Origin of the sequence: Leifsonia sp. NPDC014704, assembly GCF_043083605.1 — a bacterium.
GTDB lineage: Bacteria > Actinomycetota > Actinomycetes > Actinomycetales > Microbacteriaceae > Leifsonia.
In genome coordinates, this window is the sequence record NZ_JBIBYW010000001.1 from 456,521 (window position 1) to 478,030 (window position 21,510).

Annotated in this window: 20 protein-coding genes; 17 read left to right on the forward strand and 3 right to left on the reverse strand. The window is 69.1% G+C overall.

The window, feature by feature from the left end; genetic code table 11:
* Positions 1–20 precede the first annotated feature (20 nt).
* The 10 genes from murC (at position 21) to dnaE (ending at position 11,767) form a co-directional block, all read left to right on the forward strand.
* Complete coding sequence (gene murC / locus ACF1AJ_RS02260) at positions 21–1,448, forward strand: UDP-N-acetylmuramate--L-alanine ligase (protein ID WP_391505953.1); 1,428 nt, start codon at positions 21–23, stop codon at positions 1,446–1,448.
* Positions 1,449–1,459: 11 nt separating this feature from the next.
* Positions 1,460–2,491 (forward strand): FtsQ-type POTRA domain-containing protein, encoded by a 1,032-nt coding sequence (locus ACF1AJ_RS02265; RefSeq protein WP_391505954.1) that lies wholly within the window; start codon positions 1,460–1,462, stop codon positions 2,489–2,491.
* A gap of 142 nt (positions 2,492–2,633) precedes the next feature.
* Positions 2,634–3,815: a cell division protein FtsZ gene (gene ftsZ, locus ACF1AJ_RS02270; protein ID WP_391505955.1), complete on the forward strand. Its 1,182-nt coding sequence runs from the start codon at positions 2,634–2,636 to the stop codon at positions 3,813–3,815.
* On the forward strand, positions 3,781–4,494 hold the full coding sequence (locus ACF1AJ_RS02275) for a YggS family pyridoxal phosphate-dependent enzyme (protein ID WP_391505956.1): 714 nt from the start codon (positions 3,781–3,783) through the stop codon (positions 4,492–4,494). The genes ftsZ and ACF1AJ_RS02275 overlap by 35 nt, the downstream gene beginning before the upstream one ends.
* 64 nt (positions 4,495–4,558) lie before the next feature.
* Positions 4,559–5,086 (forward strand): cell division protein SepF, encoded by a 528-nt coding sequence (locus ACF1AJ_RS02280; protein WP_018191360.1) that lies wholly within the window; start codon positions 4,559–4,561, stop codon positions 5,084–5,086.
* Positions 5,087–5,188: 102 nt separating this feature from the next.
* The gene (locus ACF1AJ_RS02285; protein WP_309860255.1) at positions 5,189–5,485 is read left to right on the forward strand and encodes a YggT family protein; all 297 of its coding nucleotides are present in this window, start codon (positions 5,189–5,191) and stop codon (positions 5,483–5,485) included.
* A gap of 148 nt (positions 5,486–5,633) precedes the next feature.
* Positions 5,634–6,476, forward strand: a complete 843-nt coding sequence (locus tag ACF1AJ_RS02290) for a DivIVA domain-containing protein (protein ID WP_309860253.1) — start codon at positions 5,634–5,636, stop codon at positions 6,474–6,476.
* Between the two features lie 31 nt (positions 6,477–6,507).
* Entirely contained in the window at positions 6,508–7,116 is a 609-nt protein-coding gene (lspA, locus tag ACF1AJ_RS02295; protein ID WP_391505957.1) for a signal peptidase II, read from the forward strand.
* A complete protein-coding gene (locus ACF1AJ_RS02300) occupies positions 7,117–8,037 on the forward strand; it encodes an RluA family pseudouridine synthase (protein WP_391505958.1) in 921 nt (306 codons plus the stop codon).
* A gap of 214 nt (positions 8,038–8,251) precedes the next feature.
* Positions 8,252–11,767 carry a DNA polymerase III subunit alpha gene (gene dnaE / locus ACF1AJ_RS02305; protein WP_391505959.1) on the forward strand — a complete coding sequence of 1,172 codons (3,516 nt, stop codon included), beginning with the start codon at positions 8,252–8,254 and terminating at the stop codon, positions 11,765–11,767.
* A 22-nt stretch (positions 11,768–11,789) separates the two neighbouring features.
* On the opposite strand, the gene ACF1AJ_RS02310 is transcribed toward dnaE, so the two are convergent.
* Positions 11,790–12,320, reverse strand: coding sequence for a flavin reductase family protein (locus ACF1AJ_RS02310; RefSeq protein WP_391505960.1), 531 nt, complete (start codon positions 12,318–12,320; stop codon positions 11,790–11,792).
* 79 nt (positions 12,321–12,399) lie between these two features.
* Between ACF1AJ_RS02310 and hisD the strand changes: the two genes are divergently transcribed.
* Genes hisD through ACF1AJ_RS02325 form a run of 3 tightly spaced genes read left to right on the forward strand, consistent with a single transcriptional unit; the run spans position 12,400 to position 15,260 of the window.
* A complete protein-coding gene (gene hisD, locus ACF1AJ_RS02315; protein ID WP_391505961.1) occupies positions 12,400–13,710 on the forward strand; it encodes a histidinol dehydrogenase in 1,311 nt (436 codons plus the stop codon).
* Between the two features lie 16 nt (positions 13,711–13,726).
* Positions 13,727–14,197 carry a transcriptional regulator NrdR gene (gene nrdR, locus ACF1AJ_RS02320; protein ID WP_018191352.1) on the forward strand — a complete coding sequence of 157 codons (471 nt, stop codon included), beginning with the start codon at positions 13,727–13,729 and terminating at the stop codon, positions 14,195–14,197.
* A gap of 19 nt (positions 14,198–14,216) precedes the next feature.
* Entirely contained in the window at positions 14,217–15,260 is a 1,044-nt protein-coding gene (locus tag ACF1AJ_RS02325) for a quinone-dependent dihydroorotate dehydrogenase (RefSeq protein WP_391505962.1), read from the forward strand.
* Here the strand turns inward: ACF1AJ_RS02325 and ACF1AJ_RS02330 are convergent.
* Together ACF1AJ_RS02330 and ACF1AJ_RS02335 are read right to left on the reverse strand one after the other, a co-directional pair.
* Positions 15,228–16,175 carry an RNase H family protein gene (locus tag ACF1AJ_RS02330; protein WP_391505963.1) on the reverse strand — a complete coding sequence of 316 codons (948 nt, stop codon included), beginning with the start codon at positions 16,173–16,175 and terminating at the stop codon, positions 15,228–15,230. The genes ACF1AJ_RS02325 and ACF1AJ_RS02330 overlap by 33 nt on opposite strands.
* Position 16,176: 1 nt before the next feature.
* Positions 16,177–16,773, reverse strand: coding sequence for a DUF3043 domain-containing protein (locus tag ACF1AJ_RS02335; RefSeq protein WP_391505964.1), 597 nt, complete (start codon positions 16,771–16,773; stop codon positions 16,177–16,179).
* 41 nt (positions 16,774–16,814) lie between these two features.
* On the opposite strand from ACF1AJ_RS02335, the gene ACF1AJ_RS02340 reads away from it, so the two are divergent.
* The 4 genes from ACF1AJ_RS02340 (at position 16,815) to ctaD (ending at position 21,510) form a co-directional block, all read left to right on the forward strand.
* Complete coding sequence (locus ACF1AJ_RS02340) at positions 16,815–18,269, forward strand: dipeptidase (RefSeq protein WP_391505965.1); 1,455 nt, start codon at positions 16,815–16,817, stop codon at positions 18,267–18,269.
* A gap of 94 nt (positions 18,270–18,363) precedes the next feature.
* Positions 18,364–18,720 (forward strand): iron-sulfur cluster insertion protein ErpA, encoded by a 357-nt coding sequence (gene erpA / locus ACF1AJ_RS02345; protein ID WP_089910115.1) that lies wholly within the window; start codon positions 18,364–18,366, stop codon positions 18,718–18,720.
* Between the two features lie 144 nt (positions 18,721–18,864).
* Positions 18,865–19,752, forward strand: coding sequence for a cytochrome c oxidase subunit II (gene coxB / locus ACF1AJ_RS02350; RefSeq protein ID WP_309860233.1), 888 nt, complete (start codon positions 18,865–18,867; stop codon positions 19,750–19,752).
* A gap of 9 nt (positions 19,753–19,761) precedes the next feature.
* Entirely contained in the window at positions 19,762–21,510 is a 1,749-nt protein-coding gene (gene ctaD, locus ACF1AJ_RS02355; RefSeq protein WP_391505966.1) for a cytochrome c oxidase subunit I, read from the forward strand.

The window sequence follows — 21,510 nt, forward strand, 5'->3', positions numbered from 1 at the left end:
CGTAACCGAAAGCTGTACCTGTGACGATCAAGCCCGACCTGACCCTCGCCCTCCCGGAGGAGCTCGGAAAGCTCCACTTCGTCGGCATCGGCGGTTCCGGAATGAGCGGCATCGCCCGCCTGTTCCTCGAGGCCGGCTACACCGTGACCGGATCGGATGTGCGGCACTCCGCGAACATCGACACCCTGCGGAACCTCGGCGCGACGATCGCCATCGGCCACGACGCCGCCAACGTCGGCGACGCCGACACGCTGGTCGTCACCGGCGCCCTCTGGCAGGACAACCCGGAGTACCAGCTGGCACTCGAGAAGGGTCTGCCGGTGCTGCACCGGTCTCAGGCCCTCGCCTGGCTGATCAACCGCTCGCGCCTGGTCGCCGTGGCCGGCGCGCACGGCAAGACGACCTCCACCGGCATGATCATCACCGGGCTGCTGGGCCTCGGCGAAGACCCGAGCTTCGTGAACGGCGGCGTCATCGCCTCCCTCGGCACGAGCTCCAAGACCGGCACCGGCGAGCTGTTCGTCGTCGAGGCGGACGAGTCGGACGGCTCGTTCCTGCTCTACGACACGGCCGTCGCCCTGATCACCAACGTCGACCCCGACCACCTCGACCACTACGGCTCGCTGGAGGCGTTCGAGGACGCCTTCGTGTCGTTCGCCCGCGAGGCGGACGAGTTCGTCGTGGTCTCGTCCGACGACGCGGGCGCCGTGCACGTGACCGGCCGGCTGCGCGAGCAGGCGCCGGACAAGCGGATCGTCACGTTCGGCGAGGCGGAGGACGCGGACGTCCGCGTCCACTCCATCGTGACCGACGGACCCGTGTCGTTCACGGTGCGCTACCAGGGGGAGGACTACTCGGCGCGACTGCGCGTGCCCGGGCGGCACAACGCCATCAACGCCGGCGGCGCCTTCGCCGTGCTGACCGGCCTCGGGTTCGACCCGGCCGCCTCCCTCGCCGCCATCGCCGAGTTCGGCGGCACCGAGCGCCGCTTCGAACTGCACGGCACGGTGGGCGGCGTCAGCGTCTACGACGACTACGCCCACCACCCGACCGAGGTCGCCGCCGCGCTCTCCGCCGCCCGCACGGTGGTCGGAGACGGGCGCATCATCGCCGTCCACCAGCCGCACCTGTACAGCCGGACGCGTCTGTTCGCGCAGGAGTTCGCCGAGACGCTCGAGCGCTACGCCGACGAGACCGTCGTGCTCGACGTGTACGGAGCGCGCGAGGACCCGGAGCCCGGCGTGACGGGAGCGCTCGTCGCCGATCGCTTCGAGCATCCCGAGCGCGTGGCCTTCATCGCCGACTGGCAGAAGGCCGCCGACCACACCGCTCAGATCGCCCGGGAGGGCGACTTCGTGATCACCCTCGGCTGCGGCGACGTCTACCGCATCGTGCCCCAGCTGCTGGACTCGCTGCGCCGGGAGCACCCGGACGCCGCCGGCGTGTAGCGGGCCGCTCGGTGAAGCGTCCCCAGGGTTTCGACCGGCAGGAGGTGCCGGCGTCCGCGCCCGCGCCGCTGCGGCACGAGCCGGAGGCGCGCGACGAGCAGCGGCGGGAAGCCGCGCCCGCGCGCGGCGTCGGCACGGTGACCGAGCCCATCCCGGTGATCGCCGATCCACCGGGCACTCCGGCCGCGCCGCCCGCCGACGCCGAACCGGTCCGTGCCCCGCGCACCGAAACCTCGACGGACACGTCCCCGTACTCCCGGCTCCCCACGAACCGCGAGATCGACAAGGCGCTGCGGGCGGCCCGCCGCGAGCGCAAACGGCTCGAGCGCGGCGAGGTGCGCCGCTTCACCAAGCGGTCGCGACGACGTCGCATCATGTGGCTGGCTGCGGCTGCCGTCGTGGCGGGGCTCGTGCTCTCCGTCGTGCTCATCGCCTACTCGCCGCTGCTCGCGCTGAAGCACATCCAGGTGACCGGCACCGCCCGGCTGGATGCGAAGGCCGTCGAGAAGAAGCTCTCCGACCAGCTGGGCACCCCGCTGCCGCTGCTCGACCAGGCGGGCATCTCGAGCGACCTGGCCGCGTTCCCGCTCATCCGCAGCTACACGGTGGAGAGCCACCCGCCCGACTCGATCATCGTGCGCGTGGTGGAGAGGCAGCCGGTCGGCGTCATCCAGCAGGGGGCCGCATACACGCTGGTGGACGCCGCGAAGGTGCCGATCTCCAGCAGTGAGAAGCGGCCGGACGGCTACCCGCTGATCGCGGCGAGCGGCGGGGCGGCCGACGTGGATGCGGACTCCGGGTTCGCGGCCGCGGCCAGCGTCCTGAGCGCCCTTCCTGCCGACGTGCTCGCACAGGTCGACACCATCGCCGCCAAGACGAAGGACGACGTGAGCTTCACCCTCCGGGGCAACGGTGCGACCGTGGTCTGGGGGAGCGCGGAGGACTCGTCGCTCAAGGCGGCGGACCTCGGCGCGCTGCTGAAGAGCGCGCCGGGATCGTCGCGGTACGACGTCTCCTCGCCGCACAGCGTGACGACGGGATGACCGGGTTGGGCACGACTTTTCCGACACGCCTGACCGGATACCGGGGCGGCGGCCCGGCCCACCTAACGTCGGATCGAGAATTGCATACTCAGCAAGACTTTAAGCCTCAGCTAGAGGTTGAAGGTTCCAGTGGAGGCCGGACGTGACAGCACAACAGAACTACCTCGCCGTGATCAAGGTCGTCGGCATCGGCGGAGGCGGCGTCAACGCCGTCAACCGCATGATCGAGCTCGGCCTCCGCGGCGTCGAGTTCATCGCCATCAACACGGACGCCCAGGCGTTGCTGATGAGCGACGCCGACGTCAAGCTCGACGTCGGCCGTGAGATCACGCGCGGCCTCGGCGCCGGAGCGGACCCCGAGGTCGGCCGTCGCGCCGCCGAGGACCACGCGGAGGAGATCGAGGAGGCCCTCGCGGGCGCCGACATGGTCTTCGTCACCGCGGGTGAGGGCGGCGGCACCGGAACCGGTGGCGCACCCGTCGTCGCGCGCATCGCGAAGTCGATCGGCGCACTGACCATCGGTGTCGTCACCAAGCCGTTCTCCTTCGAGGGCAAGCGCCGCCAGCAGCAGGCCGAGGCCGGCGTGCAGCGCCTGAAGGAAGAGGTCGACACCCTCATCGTCGTGCCGAACGACCGGCTGCTGGAGATCAGCGACCGCGGCATCAGCATGCTGGAGGCGTTCTCCACCGCCGACCAGGTGCTCCTCGCCGGTGTCCAGGGCATCACCGACCTCATCACCACCCCCGGCCTCATCAACCTCGACTTCGCCGACGTCAAGTCGGTCATGCAGGGAGCCGGCTCCGCCCTCATGGGCATCGGCTCCTCGCGCGGCGCCGACCGGGCGATCAAGGCGGCCGAGCTCGCCGTGGCCTCCCCGCTGCTGGAGGCGTCCATCGACGGCGCCCACGGCGTCCTGCTCTCCATCCAGGGTGGATCGAACCTCGGCATCTTCGAGATCAACGACGCCGCCCGGCTGGTGCAGGAGGCGGTGCACCCGGAGGCGAACATCATCTTCGGTGCGGTCATCGACGACACCCTCGGCGACGAGGTGCGCGTGACCGTCATCGCGGCCGGATTCGATGGCGGCGAGCCGAGCACGCGGCCCGCCGCCGTGGACGCGCGCCGCGCCAGCTACATCGAGGCCGGCTCGGAGGAGTCCCAGGTGGCCTCCTCCGCCGAGGTGGAGGCGGGCGAGATCCCCGCGCCCGTGACGAACGACGCCTGGCAGACCGGCGAGAGCCCGGTGACCGAGGCCGCCCAGCAGAAGGACCCGGCGTTCGACGACGAGAATGACGACCTCGACATCCCCGACTTCCTCAAGTAGTCCGCTGGCCGAGCGGCTCGCCGCGGTCCGGGAGGGCGTCGCCGACGCCGCCCGGGCCGCCGGTCGTTCGCCCGACGAGCTGACGACGATCGTCGTGACGAAGTTCCACCCGGCCTCGCTCGTCCGCGAGCTGGCCGAGCTCGGCGTCCGCGATGTGGGGGAGAACCGCCACCAGGAGGCGCAGGAGAAGGCGGCCGAGCTCGCCGACCTCGACCTCACCTGGCATTTCGTCGGCCAGCTGCAGAGCAAGAAGGCGCGGCAGGCGCGGCGCTACGCGTCCGTCATCCACTCGGTCGACCGGTTCTCGCTCGTCGACGCGCTCGCCGCGCGCGAGAGCGAGGGCGACCGGGATGTGGATGTGTTCGTCCAACTGAACCTCACCGACGACCCTGGGCGCGGGGGTGTCGCCGGCCGCGACCTCGAACCGCTGGTGGAGCACGTGCTCGCAGCGCCCGGGCTGAACCTGCTCGGCGTCATGGCCGTCGCCCCGCTCGGCGAGGCGCCGGCCAGTGCCTTCGAGCGGGTCCGTGCCGCCTCCGACCGCGTCCGCGAGCTCGCGCCGGAGGCCACGTCGATCTCCGCGGGGATGTCGCAGGACTACCGCGAAGCCATCGCGGCCGGCGCGACACACCTTCGGATCGGGACCGCCATTACCGGGAATCGGCCGGAGCTTCGTTAATCTCGAAACGAAGAGTTCGAAGTGCGTGGCGAGGCGTCGACGCGCAGGTCTGTACGGAGGAACCATGGCCAACCCGCTGAAGAAGACGATGGTCTACCTGGGCCTCGCCGACGAGGAACTGGAGTTCGAGGAGCAGCCGCAGGAGCAGGCTCATCACCAGCCGCGCCGCGAAGCACCGGTCCACACCCCGGCCCCCTCGCCGGTCCAGGCCGTCCCCCACCCCGCTCCGGTCGCTCCCGCGGCCGGTCGCGCTCCGGTCACGCCGCTGCGCAAGTCGTCCACCGCACGGAATGCATCGGTACAGGAAATGAACGAGATCCTCACGGTCCACCCCCGCCAGTACCGCGACGCCCAGGCGATCGCCGAGTCGTTCCGGGAGGGCATCCCGGTCATCATCAACCTCTCGCAGATGAGCGAGGGCGACGCCCGCCGCCTCATCGACTTCGCCAGCGGCCTCTCGCAGGGCCTCTACGGCAAGATCGAGCGGGTCACCCCCAAGGTGTTCCTGCTGTCGCCCAGCCACGTCGTCGTCTCGGGCGAGCACGGCGGCCAGGACGCCGAGGTCGACGCCTCCTTCTTCGCCCAGGCCTGAACCTGCGGGCTCCGGCCCGTCGACGCTCGAAGCGCACCGCCTCCCTCGTCGTCCATTGCGGACGCTCAGGGGACGCGGTGCGCTTTCGTCCATACTGGGAGGGTGTTTGTCGTCTCCCTCATCGCGACCGTCCTCTACTATGCGTTGCTGCTGTACTTCTTCGCCCTGTGGGCCCGGTTCGTCCTCGATCTGGTGCGCGTCTTCGCACGGCAGTGGCGCCCGCGGGGTTTCGGGCTGGTGCTGGCCGAGTCGACCTACGTGGTGACCGATCCGCCCATCCGCTTCTTCCGCCGGATCATCCCGCGCGTCTCGATGGGCCCGGTGGCGATCGACTTCGGCTGGAGCCTCACCATGCTCGTGGTGATCATCGGCTTGTACGTGACCCTGGGATTCCGCTGAGCGTCGGTCCACGGTTCGGGGGAGGGCCCGTTGTATCGTTGACGAGCCGACGCGCCGGACAGGCGCTGGAGTGCGCGACTCCCGCCCGCTTTGCTAGCGTTGGCTGAACGCGTTTCTGTTCCAATTTCACGATCTAAGGTGGCTTGCCATGGCGCTGACTCCGGAAGATGTAGTCAACAAGCGGTTCCAGCCGACGAAGTTCCGCGAGGGCTACGACCAGGACGAGGTCGACGACTTCCTCGATGAGGTCGTCGTCGAGCTGCGTCGCCTGAACCAGGAGAACGAGGAGCTCAAGCAGCGCCTCGTGGCGGCCGATTCGCGGATCGCCGAGCTGCAGCGCAGCGCGGGCCAGGGCGGTGCCGCCCCGGTCGCCGCCGCAGCGCCGCAGGCGGCCGACAACGGCGAGGCCGAGCGCCTCCAGCGCGAGAACGAGGAGCTCAAGCAGCGCCTCGCGCAGGCCCAGCAGGAGGCCGCTCAGGCGAAGCAGCAGGCCGAGCAGCAGGCGCAGGCCGCTCCCGCCTACCAGGCGCCCGCGGACGACGCGAACGACCCCAACGCCACCAACAACCTGCTCCAGCTCGCCCGCCGTCTCCACGAGGAGCACGTGCGCGAGGGTGTCGAGAAGCGCGACCAGCTCATCGCCGAGGGTCACGCGACCGCCGCCCGGATCGTCGCAGAGGCCGAGTCGAAGCAGCGCGCTCAGATCAGCGCCCTCGACCAGGAGCGCACCGGCCTCGAGCGCCGCATCGACGAACTGCGAACGTTCGAGCGCGACTACCGCAAGGGCCTCAAGAGCTACATCGAGGGTCAGCTCCGCGACCTCGACGCTCCAGTGCAGGGCGGCGGCGCCCAGCCCGGCGGTGCGTCCGGCAGCCGTTCCGCGGCTCCCGTGAGCGCGAGCGGCTCTGTCCCGGCGCCGGTCCCCGCGGGCGGCTCCGACGACTCCGGCCAGGGGCAGCAGCCTCCGGCGTTCCCCGGCTTTGGAGGCTAGTCCCTCCCGGTCCAAGGTCAGCATCAGGGCCTTGGCGGTCCTGGCGGTGGTCGCGCTGTGCGTGTACCTCGTCGATCAGATCGCCAAGGTCCTGGTCGTCTCGAACCTGTACGAGGGCCAGCAGATCGAGGTCCTGGGGCAGCTGCTCCAGTTCCATTTCGTCAAGAACGCCGGCGCGGCCTTCTCCATCGGCAGCGGCTCCACGTGGATCTTCTCCATCGTCGGTGTCGGCGTCCTCGGCTTCGTCATCTGGTACGCCCCGCGCATCCGCTCCACCGCCTGGGCCGTCTTATTCGGCCTGCTGCTGGGCGGCCTGCTCGGCAACCTGACCGACCGGCTGTTCCGGGAGCCGGGCTTCGGGGTCGGCCATGTGGTCGACTTCCTGCAGATCCCGCTCCTACCGGCCATCTTCAACCTGGCGGACGTCGCCATCGTGTCGAGCATGGCGCTCTTCCTCATCCTCACGCTCCGCGGGGTCGGCCTCGACGGCCGTCACACCCACGACGATGACGACGATGAGGCCGATGCGGATCAGGCGGATGCGGACGGCGTGGATGCGGATGCTGCTGATGCAGACGCAGCGGCCGCCGACACCGCCCGCCCCGCGCCCGAGCCGCACGACGACAAACCGCAGGCCTAGATGGAGTCGCGCAGCTTCCCCGTCCCGGACGGCCTGGAGGGCTCGCGGGTCGATGCGGGTCTCGCCAAGCTCCTCGGGTTCTCGCGCAGCTTCGCCGCCGAGATCGCCGAGGCCGGCGGTGTCAACGTCGACGGCCGTGAAGCCGGCAAGTCCGACCGCCTCTCCGCTGGCTCCTGGCTCGAGGTCTCGTGGCAGCCGAAATCCGACGTCGAGATCGTGCCGATCGCGGTCCCCGAGCTGACGATCGTCCATGACGACGACGACATCGTGGTCATCGACAAGCCCGTCGGCGTCGCTGCGCATCCCTCAGTCGGCTGGGAGGGTCCGACCGTGCTCGGCGCCCTGGCCGCCGCGGGCTTCCGCATCTCCACCTCTGGCGCCGCCGAGCGCGCGGGCATCGTCCACCGGCTCGACGCGGGCACCAGCGGGCTCATGGTCGTGGCCAAGTCAGAGCACGCCTACACGGTGCTGAAGCGCGCCTTCCACGACCGCACGGTCGAGAAGATCTACCACGCGGTCGTCCAGGGTCACCCCGACCCGCTGACCGGCACCATCGACGCCCCGATCGGCCGGCATCCCCGGTCCGACTGGAAGTTCGCGGTCGTCGCCGGCGGTAAGCCGTCTGTGACCCACTACGAGACCATCGAGGCGTTCCCCTCCGCCAGCCTGCTGGAGATCCACCTGGAGACCGGGCGCACGCACCAGATCCGGGTTCACATGGCCGCGCAGCGGCACCCGTGCGTGGGGGATGCGATGTACGGCGCCGACCCCGTCCTCAGCGAGAAGCTCGGCCTCACCCGGCAGTGGCTGCACGCCGTCCAGCTCTCCTTCGACCACCCCGCGACGGGGGAGTGGGTCACCTTCACGACCACGTATCCGGCCGACCTGCAACACGCGCTGGACGTCCTCCGAGAGTCGTGACCCCGAGCACGTCCGCCACCACCTCATCCCCGACCCCGCCCCATCTCCGGCCTCTCAGGCCGTCGAAACCGGAGGAATTCCCGTCGGATCCGGCCTCGATCTCCTCCGGTTCGCGCCCTGTTGCGGCGTGTCCGATCGGATCTCCTCCTTTCCTCGCTGGGCCGCCGAGGGTCGGCCCGAAAATGTCGCCGACGACGTTTAGGCTGAATGGGTCATGAGCGACTCCTTCGTCCACCTCCACGTCCACAGCGAGTACTCGATGCTCGACGGGGCTGCGCGCGTCAAACCCCTGGTGGAGTCCGCGGCCGCCCAAGGAATGCCCGGTGTCGCGATCACCGACCACGGCAACATGTTCGGCGCGTTCGATTTCTGGCGCACGGCCACGGACGCCGGGATCAAGCCGATCATCGGCACGGAGGCCTACCTCACGCCGGGCACGCACCGCTCCGACAAGACCCGAATCCGGTGGGGCGACGGCGGCGGCGACGACGTCTCCGGATCGGGCGCCTACACGCACATGACCCTTCTGGCGGCGACGACCGAGGGGATGCACAACCTCTTCCGGCTGTCGTCGTACGCCTCGATGGAGGGCTACTACTTCAAGCCGCGCATGGACCGCGAGCTTCTGAGTAAATACTCCAAGGGCATCATCGCGACGACGGGGTGCCCCTCCGGCGAGGTGCAGACCCGCCTGCGACTGGGACAGTACGAGGCGGCGCGGGCCGCGGCGGCCGACTACCGCGACATCTTCGGCAAGGAGAACTTCTTCGCCGAGATCATGGACCACGGGCTCGGCATCGAGCGCCGGATCATGTCCGACCTCATCCGGCTGGCGAAAGACCTCGGCCTTCCGCTCGTGGCGACCAACGACCTCCACTACACGCACGCGGAAGACGCCAAGAGCCACGCGGCGCTGCTCTGTGTGCAGTCCGGCTCGACCCTCGATGACCCGAACCGCTTCAAGTTCGACGCCGACGAGTTCTACCTGAAGACCCCGGAGCAGATGCGACAGCTGTTCCGCGATTACCCGGACGCCTGCGACAACACGCTCGCGATCGCCGAGCGCTGCGACGTGAAGTTCGACACCGCCGCCAACTACATGCCGCGCTTCCCGGTGCCCGAGGGCGAGACCGAGCAGACATGGTTCGTCAAGGAGGTCGAGAAGGGCCTCGAGCAGCGCTACCCGAACGGCATCACGCCCGAGGTGCGCAAGCAGGCCGACTACGAGATCGGGGTGATCTCGCAGATGGGCTTCCCGGGCTACTTCCTCGTGGTCGCCGACTTCATCAACTGGTCGAAGCGCAACGGCATCCGCGTCGGCCCCGGCCGTGGCTCCGGCGCCGGCTCGATGGCCGCGTACGCGATGCGGATCACCGACCTCGACCCGCTGCAGCACGGCCTCATCTTCGAGCGCTTCCTCAACCCCGACCGCGTCTCCATGCCCGACTTCGACGTCGACTTCGACGACCGTCGCCGCGGCGAGGTCATCAAGTACGTGACCGAGAAGTACGGCTCGGAACGCGTCGCCCAGATCGTCACCTACGGCACGATCAAGGCCAAGCAAGCGCTCAAGGACTCCGGGCGCGTCCTCGGTTTCCCGTTCTCGATGGGCGAGAAGCTCACGAAGGCGATGCCGCCGCCCGTCATGGGCAAGGACATCCCGCTGACCGGGATCTTCGACAAGGACCACCCGCGCTACAAGGAGGCCGTCGACATCCGGGCGGTCGTCGAGACCGACCCCGAGGCGAAGACCGTCTTCGACACAGCGCTCGGGCTCGAGAACCTGAAGCGCCAGTGGGGTGTGCACGCCGCCGGCGTGATCATGTCGTCCGACCCGCTGATCGACGTCATCCCGATCATGAAGCGGGAGCAGGACGGCCAGATCGTCACACAGTTCGACTATCCGGCCTGCGAGTCGCTCGGCCTGATCAAGATGGACTTCCTGGGGCTCCGCAACCTCACCATCATCAACGACGCCCTCGACAACATCCGCGACAACCGCGGAGAAGAGCTGGTGCTCGAAGACCTGGAGCTCGACGACCGGCCCGCCTATGAACTGCTGTCACGCGGTGACACGCTGGGCGTGTTCCAGCTCGACGGCGGCCCCATGCGGTCACTCCTGCGCCTGATGAAGCCGGACAACTTCGAGGACATCTCGGCACTCATCGCGCTGTACCGCCCGGGCCCGATGGGCGCCAACTCGCACACCAACTACGCGCTCCGCAAGAACGGGCAGCAGGCGATCACGCCCATCCACCCGGAGCTCGCCGAGCCGCTCGCCGACATCCTCTCGACCAGCTACGGCCTCATCATCTACCAGGAGCAGGTGATGGCGATCGCGCAGAAGGTCGCCGGCTTCTCGCTCGGTCAAGCAGACATCCTGCGCCGCGCAATGGGCAAGAAGAAGAAGTCGGAGCTGGACAAGCAGTTCGAGGGCTTCTCGCAGGGCATGCAGGCCAACGGCTACTCGATGGACGCCGTCAACAAGCTGTGGGAGATCCTGCTCCCGTTCTCCGACTACGCGTTCAACAAAGCGCACTCGGCCGCGTACGGGGTCATCTCGTACTGGACCGCGTACCTCAAGGCGCACTACCCGGCGGAGTACATGGCCGCGCTGCTCACCAGCGTCGGCGACTCCAAGGACAAGATGGCGCTGTACCTTAACGAGTGCCGTCGCATGGGCATCAAGGTGCTCCCGCCGGACGTCAACGAATCGAACCTCTACTTCGCCGCCGTCGGCCAGGACATCCGCTTCGGCATGGGGGCGGTTCGCAACGTCGGCGCCAACGTCGTCGAGGGAGTCCGCGAGGCACGCGAGAGCAAGGGCCGCTTCGAGTCGTTCCACGACTTCCTGAACAAGGTGCCCATCCACGCCGCGAACAAGCGCACGGTGGAGTCGCTGATCAAGGCGGGCGCGTTCGACTCGCTCGGCCACACCCGCCGTGCGCTCGTCGAGGTGCACGAGGATGCGGTCGAATCGGCCGTGAAGATCAAGCGCAACGAGGCCAACGGCGACGTCGGGTTCGACTTCGACAGCCTGTGGGGCGAGGACGAGGTGACGCAGACGCAGCACCACATCCCGCAGCGGCCGGAGTGGGCGAAACGCGACAAGCTGGCGTTCGAGCGCGAGATGCTCGGGCTGTACGTCTCCGACCATCCCCTCGCCGGGCTCGAACTGCAGCTGGCGAAGCTCGCCAGCACGGGGATCGCCGAACTCGTGGCATCGGAGAACATCCAGGACGGCGAGACGGTGACCATCGCGGGCCTCGTGACGAGCGTGCAGCACCGCGTGGCGAAGGCGTCGGGCAACCAGTACGGCATGATCCAGGTCGAGGACTTCGGCGGCGAGCTGACGGTGATGTTCATGGGCAAGGCGTACCAGGAGTACTCGGCCCAGCTGCAGGGCGACGCGATCGTCGTCGTCCGCGGCCGCGTCAGCCTGCGCGACGACGGGATGAACCTGCACGCGTTCTCACTGATGACGCCGGACCTGGGTCAAGCCAACGACTCCGGCCCGCTCGTCATCACGATGCCCGATCAGCGCGCGACGACCGACACCGTGATGTCGTTGAGCGAGGTGCTCGCGCGGCATCCGGGCGAGAGCGAGGTGCGTCTCCGGCTGGTGAAGGGACAGGTCGCGCGCGTGTTCGAGGTGCCGAAGCCGGTGACGGTGAGTGCCGACCTCTACGGCGAGCTGAAGGGCCTGCTCGGCCCGCACTGCCTGGTCTGACCGGGGTCCGGAGGGCGCCGGGTCAGACCGGGTTGCCCGGACGCCAGTAGGTGCGCTCGTGGTAGACGAGCGGCGCGTCGTCCTCGCCGAGGCCGCCCTGCTCGATCTGCACGATGACGACGGCGCTCTGGTGCACCTGCACGCGCTCGACGATGCGGCCGACCATCCACGCAGTCGTGTCCTTGATGACCGGCAGCCCGTGCGGGCCGCGGTACCAGTGGTCGCCGAGGAAGCGCTGGCTGTTGTCGCCCGACAGCGTCTGCGCGACCTCGCGATTGCGCACGCCGAGGGTGTGGATGACGACGCGCTCGGTCTCCGCGATGGCGGGCCAGCTCGATGCCGACAGCGCCATGTTGAACGTGGCGAGCGGCGGGACGGCGGCGAGTGAGGCGAGCGACGTCGCCGTGAACCCGACGGGCGTGCCGTCCTCGCGTTGGGCCGTGATGATGGCCACCCCGGCCGCGTGACGGCGGAAGGTCTGCCGGAAGGCCGCGAGGTCGGGGGTCGCGTCGGTGATGGCGCCGTCGGTGGGGTCGGGGGATGCGCTGTTCATACTGTTGGTTACAAGCCCGAATCTGTGTGGACCATTCCGCGGGGGAGGGACTCGCCCGAGCGGATAAGGTGGATGGGCCATGATCCAGACCATCGACCTCCGCGGTGTCCAGCCTACTCGCGCCGCCTTCCAGCGACTCGTTCCCCGTCCCGTCGTGGACGTGCAGGCGGCGATGTCGGTCGCCTCCGAGCTGATCGACGACGTACGGCATCGCGGTGTCGCAGCGCTCACCGAGCAGGCGGAGCGTTTCGACGGTGCGTCTCCCGCATCCGTCCGCGTTCCTCAGGCCGAGATCGATGCTGCGGTCGAGGCGCTCCCCGCCGATGTGCGCGAGGCGCTGGAGGAGGCAATCGCCCGCGTGCGCGAGGCGACGGCCGCGCAGGTCCCGCCGCCGACCGAGACAGTGATCCGCCCCGGCGCCTCCATCGTGCAGCGCTGGGAGCCGGTCGAGCGTGCCGGACTCTATGTGCCGGGCGGAAAGGCCGTGTACCCGTCGAGCGTGGTCATGAACGCCGTGCCCGCGCAGATCGCGGGCGTCGCCTCCGTCGCCCTCGCGAGCCCTCCGCAGCGCGAGTTCGGGGGAGCGGTCCACCCGGTCATCCTCGGAGCCGCGGGTCTCCTCGGCATCGACGAGGTGTACGCGATGGGAGGCGCCGGTGCGATCGGCGCGCTGGCGTACGGAGTCGAGGAGCTCGGGCTCGACCCGGTCCAGGTCATCACCGGCCCGGGCAACATCTACGTCGCCGCCGCGAAGCGCGTGGTGCGCGGTCAGGCGGGCATCGACTCCGAGGCCGGCACCACCGAGATCCTCGTGATCGCCGACGACACGGCGGACCCCGCGTACGTCGCGGCGGACCTCGTGTCGCAGGCCGAGCACGACGAGGCGGCCGCATCCCTGCTGGTCTCCGACAGCCCGGCGTTCGCCGAGCGGGTCGTGGCCGAGCTGGATGCGCTGGCCGGCACCACCAAGCACAGCGAGCGGGTGCGCACCGCACTCGGCGGCCCGCAGTCCGCCGTGGTGCTCGTGGATGACCTGGCCGCCGCGGCCGCATTCAGCAACGCCTACGGCCCGGAGCACCTCGAGCTGCAGACGGCCGACCCGCACGAGCTTCTCGGCTCCATCCGCAACGCCGGCGCCATCTTCCTCGGGCCGACGTCGCCGGTGAGCCTCGGCGACTATCTGGCGGGGTCGAACCACGTGCTCCCGACCGGCGGACAGGCGCGGTTCTCGCCCGGGCTCGGCGCATACTCGTTCCTCCGGCCGCAGCAGGTCGTGCAGTACGACCGCGAGGCTCTGCAGGAGGTCGCCGACCGGATCGTCGCCCTGTCGACGGCGGAGGACCTGCCGGCGCACGGCGAAGCGGTCACCCAGCGGTTCCGCACCCGCTGAGCGATAGAATCCCACCATGTTCTGCCCCTTCTGCCGTCACCCGGACTCCCGCGTCATCGACTCTCGGACGAGCGACGACGGGCTGTCCATCCGCCGCCGCCGGCAGTGCCCGGAGTGCGGCCGTCGTTTCTCGACGACGGAGACGGCGAGCCTCAGCGTGATCAAGCGCAGCGGGGTGGCGGAGCCGTTCAGCCGCGAGAAGATCGTGCTCGGCGTCCGCAAGGCCTGCCAGGGCCGGCCGGTGACCGACTCCGATCTCGCCGTGCTGGCGCAGAAGGTCGAGGAGACCATCCGCTCGACGGGTGCGTCGCAGATCGAGGCCAACGACATCGGTTTGGCGATCCTGCCGGAGCTGCGAGAGCTCGACGAGGTGGCGTACCTGCGCTTCGCGAGCGTCTACCAGGGCTTCGACTCACTCGACGACTTCGAGGAGGCCATCCGCTCGCTGCGGCTGGCGCACCACGCGGAGCCGGTGCAGGTCGACTAGCCGGTATTCTCTTACCGGCATGTATCGCGCACTCTTCGACCTCGTCCTGGCCCGACTCGACCCCGAGCGGGCCCATCACCTCGCTTTCGTGGTGATCCGCGCCCTCTCGGCCGTCGGGCTCGGCGGGCTGGCCCGGCGCTTCACGGCCCCGGATCCGTCGCTCGCCGTCGAGGCGCTCGGACTGCGGTTCGACTCGCCGTTCGGCGTCGCCGCCGGCTTCGATAAAGACGGCGAGGGCGTGCTCGGTCTCGGCGCACTCGGCTTCGGCCACGTCGAGGTCGGCACGATCACCGCGCGGCCGCAGCCCGGCAACGACAAGCCGCGGCTGTTCCGTCTCATCCCTGACCGTGCGGTCATCAACCGGATGGGCTTCAACAACCACGGCGCCGGTGCCGCTGCCAACCGGCTGCTCCGCGTGCGACGTGCATCCCGGCGTCCCGTGCTCGGCGTGAACATCGGCAAGTCGCGGGTCGTCGCCGTCGAGCACGCGACGGAGGACTATCTCACCAGCGCCCGCGCGCTCGCACCGGTCGCCGACTATCTCGTCGTCAACGTCAGCTCGCCCAACACCCCGGGACTCCGCGGCCTCCAAGAGCTCGAACTGCTCGGTCCGCTCCTCACCGCGGTCAAGGACGTCGCGGGCACGACGCCGCTGCTGGTCAAGATCGCCCCCGACCTCACGAACGAGCAGGTCGAGCGCATCGCGCGCCTCGCTGTGGAGCTCGGGCTCGCGGGCATCATCGCGACCAACACGACGATCTCCCGCGACGGGCTCCGCACCGATCCCTCCGTCGTCGAGGCGGCGGGGGCGGGCGGCCTCAGCGGCGCCCCGCTCGCCGCGCGCTCCCTGGAGGTGCTGCGCCTCATCCGGGCCGTCGTGCCCGCCGAGCTCTGCGTCATCTCCGTCGGAGGCGTCGACACCGCGGAGGACGTGCAGGAACGGCTGGATGCCGGGGCCACCCTCGTGCAGGGCTACACAGCGTTCCTCTACCGCGGCCCGCTCTGGGCCCGTCAGATCAACCGGGGGCTGCTACGCCTCCGGCGTGCCCTGGTGGAAGCGTAGCCGCCAGCGTCCTGAGCTGCGCACCCACAGCGAGCTGCGCAGGGTCGCGCCGCGCGCATCCGTCGTCCGTGCGGTGAGCAGCAGCGTCTCGGGCGCGACACGGTCGACCGCGAGCAGCTCCATGGCGGCCGCCTGGTCGTCTTCGACGGCCAGCTCGGAGATGATCGCATCCCGACCCCAGAGCCGGCCGGAGCGCCCGATCTCCTCGAACGAGGGATGCAGCAGCTCGGCGAGACGGGATGCGTCCGAGCGCACCGCAGGCTCCAGCAGCTCGCGCTCCAGTCGCGCGACGACCTGCTCGTCGGTCTCATCGGCGGCGAGGTCGGCGAAGAGGTCGAGTTCGAGGGAGGCGTCCTGCGCGGGGGCAGGTACGGCGGCCGCAGGGGCAGCAGCGGGTGCGGTCGCCGGCGCCGCTGCGGGTGCAGGAGCCGGCACCTCCGCGACCGCCGCTCGACCGGGCCAGCCCGGACCGATCGGGATCGGGTCGCCCTTCTGGTAGGCGAGGGCGACGGCACGAGCGCGCACATCCGCCGCTTCGTTGAGATCGTGGCCGGCGTGCCCCTTGACCCACTCGAAGCGGTAGCTCCGGTCCTGCAGGGCGCGATCGAGACGCTCCAGCAGCTCGCGGTTCAGCACGGGAGCGCCGTCGGCCTTGCGCCACCCCTTGCGCTTCCAGCCCGGCATCCACTTGGTCACCGCGTTGATGACGTACTGGCTGTCGCAGAAGATGTGCAGGTCTTCGCCCAGGTGCGCGGTCGCCTCCAGCAGGTCGATGACCGCCATGAGCTCGCCCTGGTTGTTGGTGCCGTGCGGCCACCCGCCCGCGGACCAGTGGTCGTCGTCCACGTACCAGGCCCAGCCGGCCGGGCCGGGGTTGCCCAGGGCGGAGCCGTCCGCCGCCGCGACGATCGTCACGTCAGCTCGGGAACTGGCCGCGCTTGACCTGCGGCTTCGGCAGGCGCATGACCCGCAGCTGCAGCGCGCGCATCGCGGCGTACCAGCGCAGGCCGCGCTCGACCTTCGTCGCGCCGAACTTGGCGGCGATGCGCTTGCGCACCAGGAAGCCGAGCACGAAGCAGTCGATGACCGCGATCAGGAAGAAGCCCCAGAGCGCGAACAGGCCGTAGACCTGCATCTCCGGCCACGGCAGGAAGGTCAGGATGATGACGATCAGCATCACCGGGATGAGGAACTCGCCGATCGAGAACCGGGCGTCGACGTAATCGCGCACGTACCGACGCTGCGGTCCGCGGTCACGAGCGGTCAGATAGCGGTCGTCGCCGGCCGCCATGCCGATGCGCGCCTTCTCGCGCGCCTCCGCCTGCTTCTGCCGGGCGACGCGTGCCGCCTCCTTGCGGTCCGTCGGCACCAGCGGGCGCTTGCGGGCGGCCTCCTGCTGGCGGCGCGAGGGCGTCGGTGCGCCCTTGCCCTGCTTCAGCCGGGCAGCCGTCTCTTCGGGGGTCTCGGCGACGGGCGTCTCCGCCTCGCCTGCCGCATTCTGTCGTTTCGCCAACTTCGAGCCTTCGCTTGTGGGGTCCGCTTAAGATTACCCGCATGACAGACAGCCAGCAGACCCCAGTTCCCGCGGCCGCCGACGATGCGTCGGGCGGACCGACCCCCGGCATCGAGGCGGAGGTCCGAGCCGCGGTCGAGGCGGGGCTGCCGTCGGCCGTCGCCGACCTCTCGCAGCTCGTCCGCATCCCCTCGGTGTCGTGGTCGGCCTTCGACCCGCAGAACGTGCGCCGCAGCGCCGACGCCGTCGCCACACTCCTCACGGACACGGGGATGTTCGACAGCGTCGAGATCACGCAGGCGCCGATCGGCGACGGCGACCCGCTCGGGCAGCCGGCCGTGCTGGCGACGCGGGCCGCGAAGAACGGCCGCCCGACCGTCCTCCTCTACGCCCACCACGACGTCCAGCCCGAGGGCGACGAGGCGAACTGGGACACGCCGCCGTTCGAGCCGACCGTACGCGGCGACCGCCTCTACGGCCGCGGCGCGGCCGACGACAAGGCGGGCGTGATGACGCACGTCGCGAGCGTCCGCGCCCTGCGCGACGTGCTGGGCGACGACCTCGAGGTCGGCCTCGCCGTCTTCATCGAGGGGGAGGAGGAGTTCGGGTCCCGCTCGTTCGCGAACTTCCTGCAGCAGAACAAGGCGGCTCTTGCGGCTGACGTCATCGTCGTCGCCGATTCCGACAACGTCGACGTGAACACCCCGGCGCTGACCGTCTCGCTGCGCGGCAACGTGACTTTCCGCCTCACCGTCTCGACGCTCGAGCACGCCTCGCACTCCGGCATGTACGGGGGAGCGGCGCCTGATGCGATGCTCGCCATGGTCAAGCTGCTCGCCACTCTGCACGACGACGACGGTGCGGTGGCCGTGGAGGGGCTCACCTCGTACGACGCCGCGGCGGAGCCCCCGGCGTTCACCGAGGAGCAGCTCGCGGAGGACGCGGCGTTCCTGCCGGGCGTCACCAGCGTCGGCCGCGGTCCCATCCTGTCGCGGATGTGGTCGCAGCCCACCGTCACCGTCACCGGCATCGATGCGCCGACCGTCGCCAACGCGTCCAACACCCTGTTGCCCAGCGTCGCCGTGCGGATCAGCTCCCGCGTCGCACCGGGCCAGCCCGCCCGCGAGGCGTACGAGGCGCTGGAGCGCCACCTGCGCGCGCACGCGCCGTTCGGAGCGCACATCGAGATCGACGACGTCGACCTCGGCGATCCGTTCCTCGTCGACACCGACGGGTGGGCGGCGACCGAGGCGAAGCGCGCGATGACCGACGCGTGGGGCGCCGAAGCGGTCGAGACGGGCATCGGCGGCTCCATCCCGTTCATCGCCGACCTCGTCCGCGAGTTCCCGGCCGCGCAGATCCTCGTGACCGGCGTCGAGGACCCGGACACCCGGGCGCACAGCCCCAACGAGTCGCTGCACCTGGGCGTGTTCAAGCGCGCCGTGCTGACCGAGGCGCTCCTGCTGTCGCGGTTCAACGGGCGCACCGCATCCTGAGCAGATCCCGCGCTCTGCCGAATTTCCAGTTCGGCGACGTACAATCGACGCAGATTTCGTTCCGAAGTCCCGTTTCACCTTCGTGAGGAGTCCCATGACCGACACAACGCTGACCGCGACCAAGGCCCACGGAGTCGGCCTGACCGACGCCGCGGCATCCAAGGTCAGGAGCCTGCTCGAGCAGGAGGGCCGCGACGACCTGCGTCTGCGCGTCGCCGTCCAGCCCGGCGGATGCTCGGGTCTGATCTACCAGCTGTACTTCGACGAGCGCATGCTCGACGGAGACGCGACCGTCGATTTCGACGGGGTGGAGGTCATCGTCGACAAGATGAGCGTCCCGTACCTCGACGGTGCGACGATCGACTTCGAGGACACGATCCAGAAGCAGGGCTTCACGATCGACAACCCGAACGCGACCGGTTCCTGCGCGTGCGGAGACTCCTTCCACTGAGCGCCGTATAGCACAGAGAAACACATCGGGCCGCCCTCCACAGGGCGGCCCTTTTGTTCGGATCAGGGTGTCAGTCGGAGTAGGGTAGACACAGCCACATACAGTTGCATGTGAACTGTCCAGTAGTCACTCGAAAGGTCACCGGTGCGTCACAATCGCCGTCTCCGATGGGCTGCCATCCCGATCGCCGCGACGCTCGTCGTGGCACTCGCGGGCTGCACGCAGGCTCAGCTGCACGGATTCCTCCCGGGCTTCGTCGAGGGCGAGCCGCCCGTCACGAACCACACCGACCGCATCAGCGGCCTCTGGGTGACCAGCTGGATCGTCCTCCTCATCGTCGGCATCGTCGTCTGGGGCCTCACGCTCTGGGCGGTCATCGTGTACCGCCGCCGGAAGGGCCAGACCGGCCTCCCCGTTCAGCTGCGCTACAACATGCCGATCGAGATCTTCTACACGATCGTGCCGCTCATCCTGGTGCTCGGCTTCTTCGCCTTCACCGCTCGCGATCAGAACGCCATCGAGCAGCCCTACGCGAACCCGGACGTCAAGATCCAGGTGTACGCCAAGCAGTGGGCATGGGACTTCAACTACGTCAGCGACAACGTCTACGATCCGGGAATCCAGGTCCAGCCGGATGACAACAGCGCCACCCCCGGATCGGTCCAGGAGGGCGAGGTCCCGACCCTGTACCTCCCCGAGAACAAGAAGATCACGATCCAGCTCGACTCGCGCGATGTGATCCACTCCTTCTGGGTGCCGGCGATGCTCTACAAGAAGGACGTCATCCCGGGCAAGACCAACTACATGTACTTCGAGACGACCGACCGCACGGGCACCTTCGTCGGCAAGTGCGCCGAGCTCTGCGGCGAGTACCACTCCGCGATGCTCTTCAACGTGAAGATCGTGTCGCAGTCCGAGTACGACGCCCACATCAAGAGCCTTCGCGACCAGGGCTACGAGGGTCAGCTGGGCTCCGAGTACGACCGCAACCAGAACCTGCCCGGAACGGGCGCCCCGCAGGGCAACGAGTAGGACGCACAGATGACGACGACAGCACCGGCGCCGGGAGCGACCACCGCTCCCAAGCCTGCGCCCACGATCCTCACCGCGAACGGTGTGGCCCGTAAGGGCAACATCCTCGTGAACTACATCACGTCGACGGACCACAAGACCATCGGGTACATGTACCTGATCTCGTCGTTCGTGTACTTCCTCATCGGCGGCGTGATGGCGCTGATCATCCGCGCCCAGCTGTTCGAGCCGGGCCTGCAGGTGGTCGCCACCAAGGAGCAGTACAACCAGCTGTTCACCATGCACGGCACGATCATGCTGCTCATGTTCGCGACGCCGCTCTTCGCCGGCTTCGCCAACGTGCTCATGCCGCTGCAGATCGGCGCACCGGACGTGGCGTTCCCGCGTCTGAACGCGCTGGCGTACTGGTTCTACTCGTTCGGCTCGCTCATCGCGGTCGCCGGCTTCCTCACCCCGCAGGGTGCGGCATCGTTCGGCTGGTTCGCCTACGCACCGCTCTCGAGCACGACGTTCTCGCCAGGAATCGGCGGCAACCTCTGGGTGCTCGGCCTCGGACTGTCGGGCTTCGGAACCATCCTCGGCGCGGTGAACTTCATCACCACGATCATCACCATGCGCGCCCCGGGCATGACCATGTTCCGCATGCCGATCTTCACCTGGAACACCCTGGTGACCTCGATCCTCGTGCTGATGGCCTTCCCGGTGCTGGCCGCCGCGCTCTTCGCTCTCGCGGCCGACCGCGTGTTCGACGCGCACATCTACGACGCGGCGAACGGCGGAGCCCTGCTCTGGCAGCACCTGTTCTGGTTCTTCGGCCACCCCGAGGTGTACATCATCGCTCTGCCGTTCTTCGGCATCGTGTCCGAGATCTTCCCGGTGTTCAGCCGCAAGCCGATCTTCGGATACAAGACGCTGGTGTACGCGACGATCGCGATCGCCGCCCTCTCGGTCACGGTGTGGGCGCACCACATGTACGTCACCGGCTCGGTGCTGCTGCCCTGGTTCTCGTTGATGACGATGCTCATCGCCGTCCCGACCGGTGTGAAGATCTTCAACTGGATCGGCACGATGTGGCGCGGATCGCTCACGTTCGAGTCGCCGATGCTCTGGTCGATCGGCTTCCTGATCACGTTCACCTTCGGTGGTCTGACCGGCGTCATCCTCGCGTCGCCGCCGCTCGACTTCCACGTGTCCGACACCTACTTCGTCGTCGCGCACTTCCACTACGTGGTCTTCGGAACCGTCGTGTTCGCCATGTTCGCCGGCTTCTACTTCTGGTGGCCCAAGTGGACGGGCAAGATGCTCAACGACCGGCTGGGCAAGTGGCACTTCTGGCTGCTGTTCATCGGCTTCCACACGACCTTCCTCATCCAGCACTGGCTGGGAGTCGTGGGCATGCCGCGCCGGTACGCCACCTACCTGCCGTCGGACGGCTTCACCTGGATGAACCAGGTGTCGTCGATCGGCGCCGGCATCCTGGCGATCTCGATGATCCCGTTCTTCGTGAACGTGTACCTCACCGCGCGCAACGCGCCCAAGGTCACCGTGAACGACCCGTGGGGCTACGGCCGTTCGCTCGAGTGGGCGACCAGCTGCCCGCCGCCGCGGCACAACTTCACGTCGATCCCGCGCATCCGCTCGGAGTCCCCGGCGTTCGACCTGAACCACCCCGAGGCGGGCATCCCGGTCGGGATCGGACCCGCGAAGGACGCCCCCGACGCCCCTGTGCACGATGTCGCGAACGACGAGGTGAAGTAA

Coding starts and splice junctions, on each gene's coding strand:
- ACF1AJ_RS02275 (WP_391505956.1), top strand. CDS start 3,781: ATGACGACCTCGACATCCCCGACTTCCTCAAGTAGTCCGCTGGCCGAG.
- ACF1AJ_RS02280 (WP_018191360.1), top strand. CDS start 4,559: ATGGCCAACCCGCTGAAGAAGACGATGGTCTACCTGGGCCTCGCCGAC.
- ACF1AJ_RS02290 (WP_309860253.1), top strand. CDS start 5,634: ATGGCGCTGACTCCGGAAGATGTAGTCAACAAGCGGTTCCAGCCGACG.
- ACF1AJ_RS02300 (WP_391505958.1), top strand. CDS start 7,117: ATGGAGTCGCGCAGCTTCCCCGTCCCGGACGGCCTGGAGGGCTCGCGG.
- dnaE (WP_391505959.1), top strand. CDS start 8,252: ATGAGCGACTCCTTCGTCCACCTCCACGTCCACAGCGAGTACTCGATG.
- ACF1AJ_RS02310 (WP_391505960.1), bottom strand. CDS start 12,320: ATGAACAGCGCATCCCCCGACCCCACCGACGGCGCCATCACCGACGCG.
- hisD (WP_391505961.1), top strand. CDS start 12,400: ATGATCCAGACCATCGACCTCCGCGGTGTCCAGCCTACTCGCGCCGCC.
- nrdR (WP_018191352.1), top strand. CDS start 13,727: ATGTTCTGCCCCTTCTGCCGTCACCCGGACTCCCGCGTCATCGACTCT.
- ACF1AJ_RS02325 (WP_391505962.1), top strand. CDS start 14,217: ATGTATCGCGCACTCTTCGACCTCGTCCTGGCCCGACTCGACCCCGAG.
- ACF1AJ_RS02340 (WP_391505965.1), top strand. CDS start 16,815: ATGACAGACAGCCAGCAGACCCCAGTTCCCGCGGCCGCCGACGATGCG.
- erpA (WP_089910115.1), top strand. CDS start 18,364: ATGACCGACACAACGCTGACCGCGACCAAGGCCCACGGAGTCGGCCTG.
- ctaD (WP_391505966.1), top strand. CDS start 19,762: ATGACGACGACAGCACCGGCGCCGGGAGCGACCACCGCTCCCAAGCCT.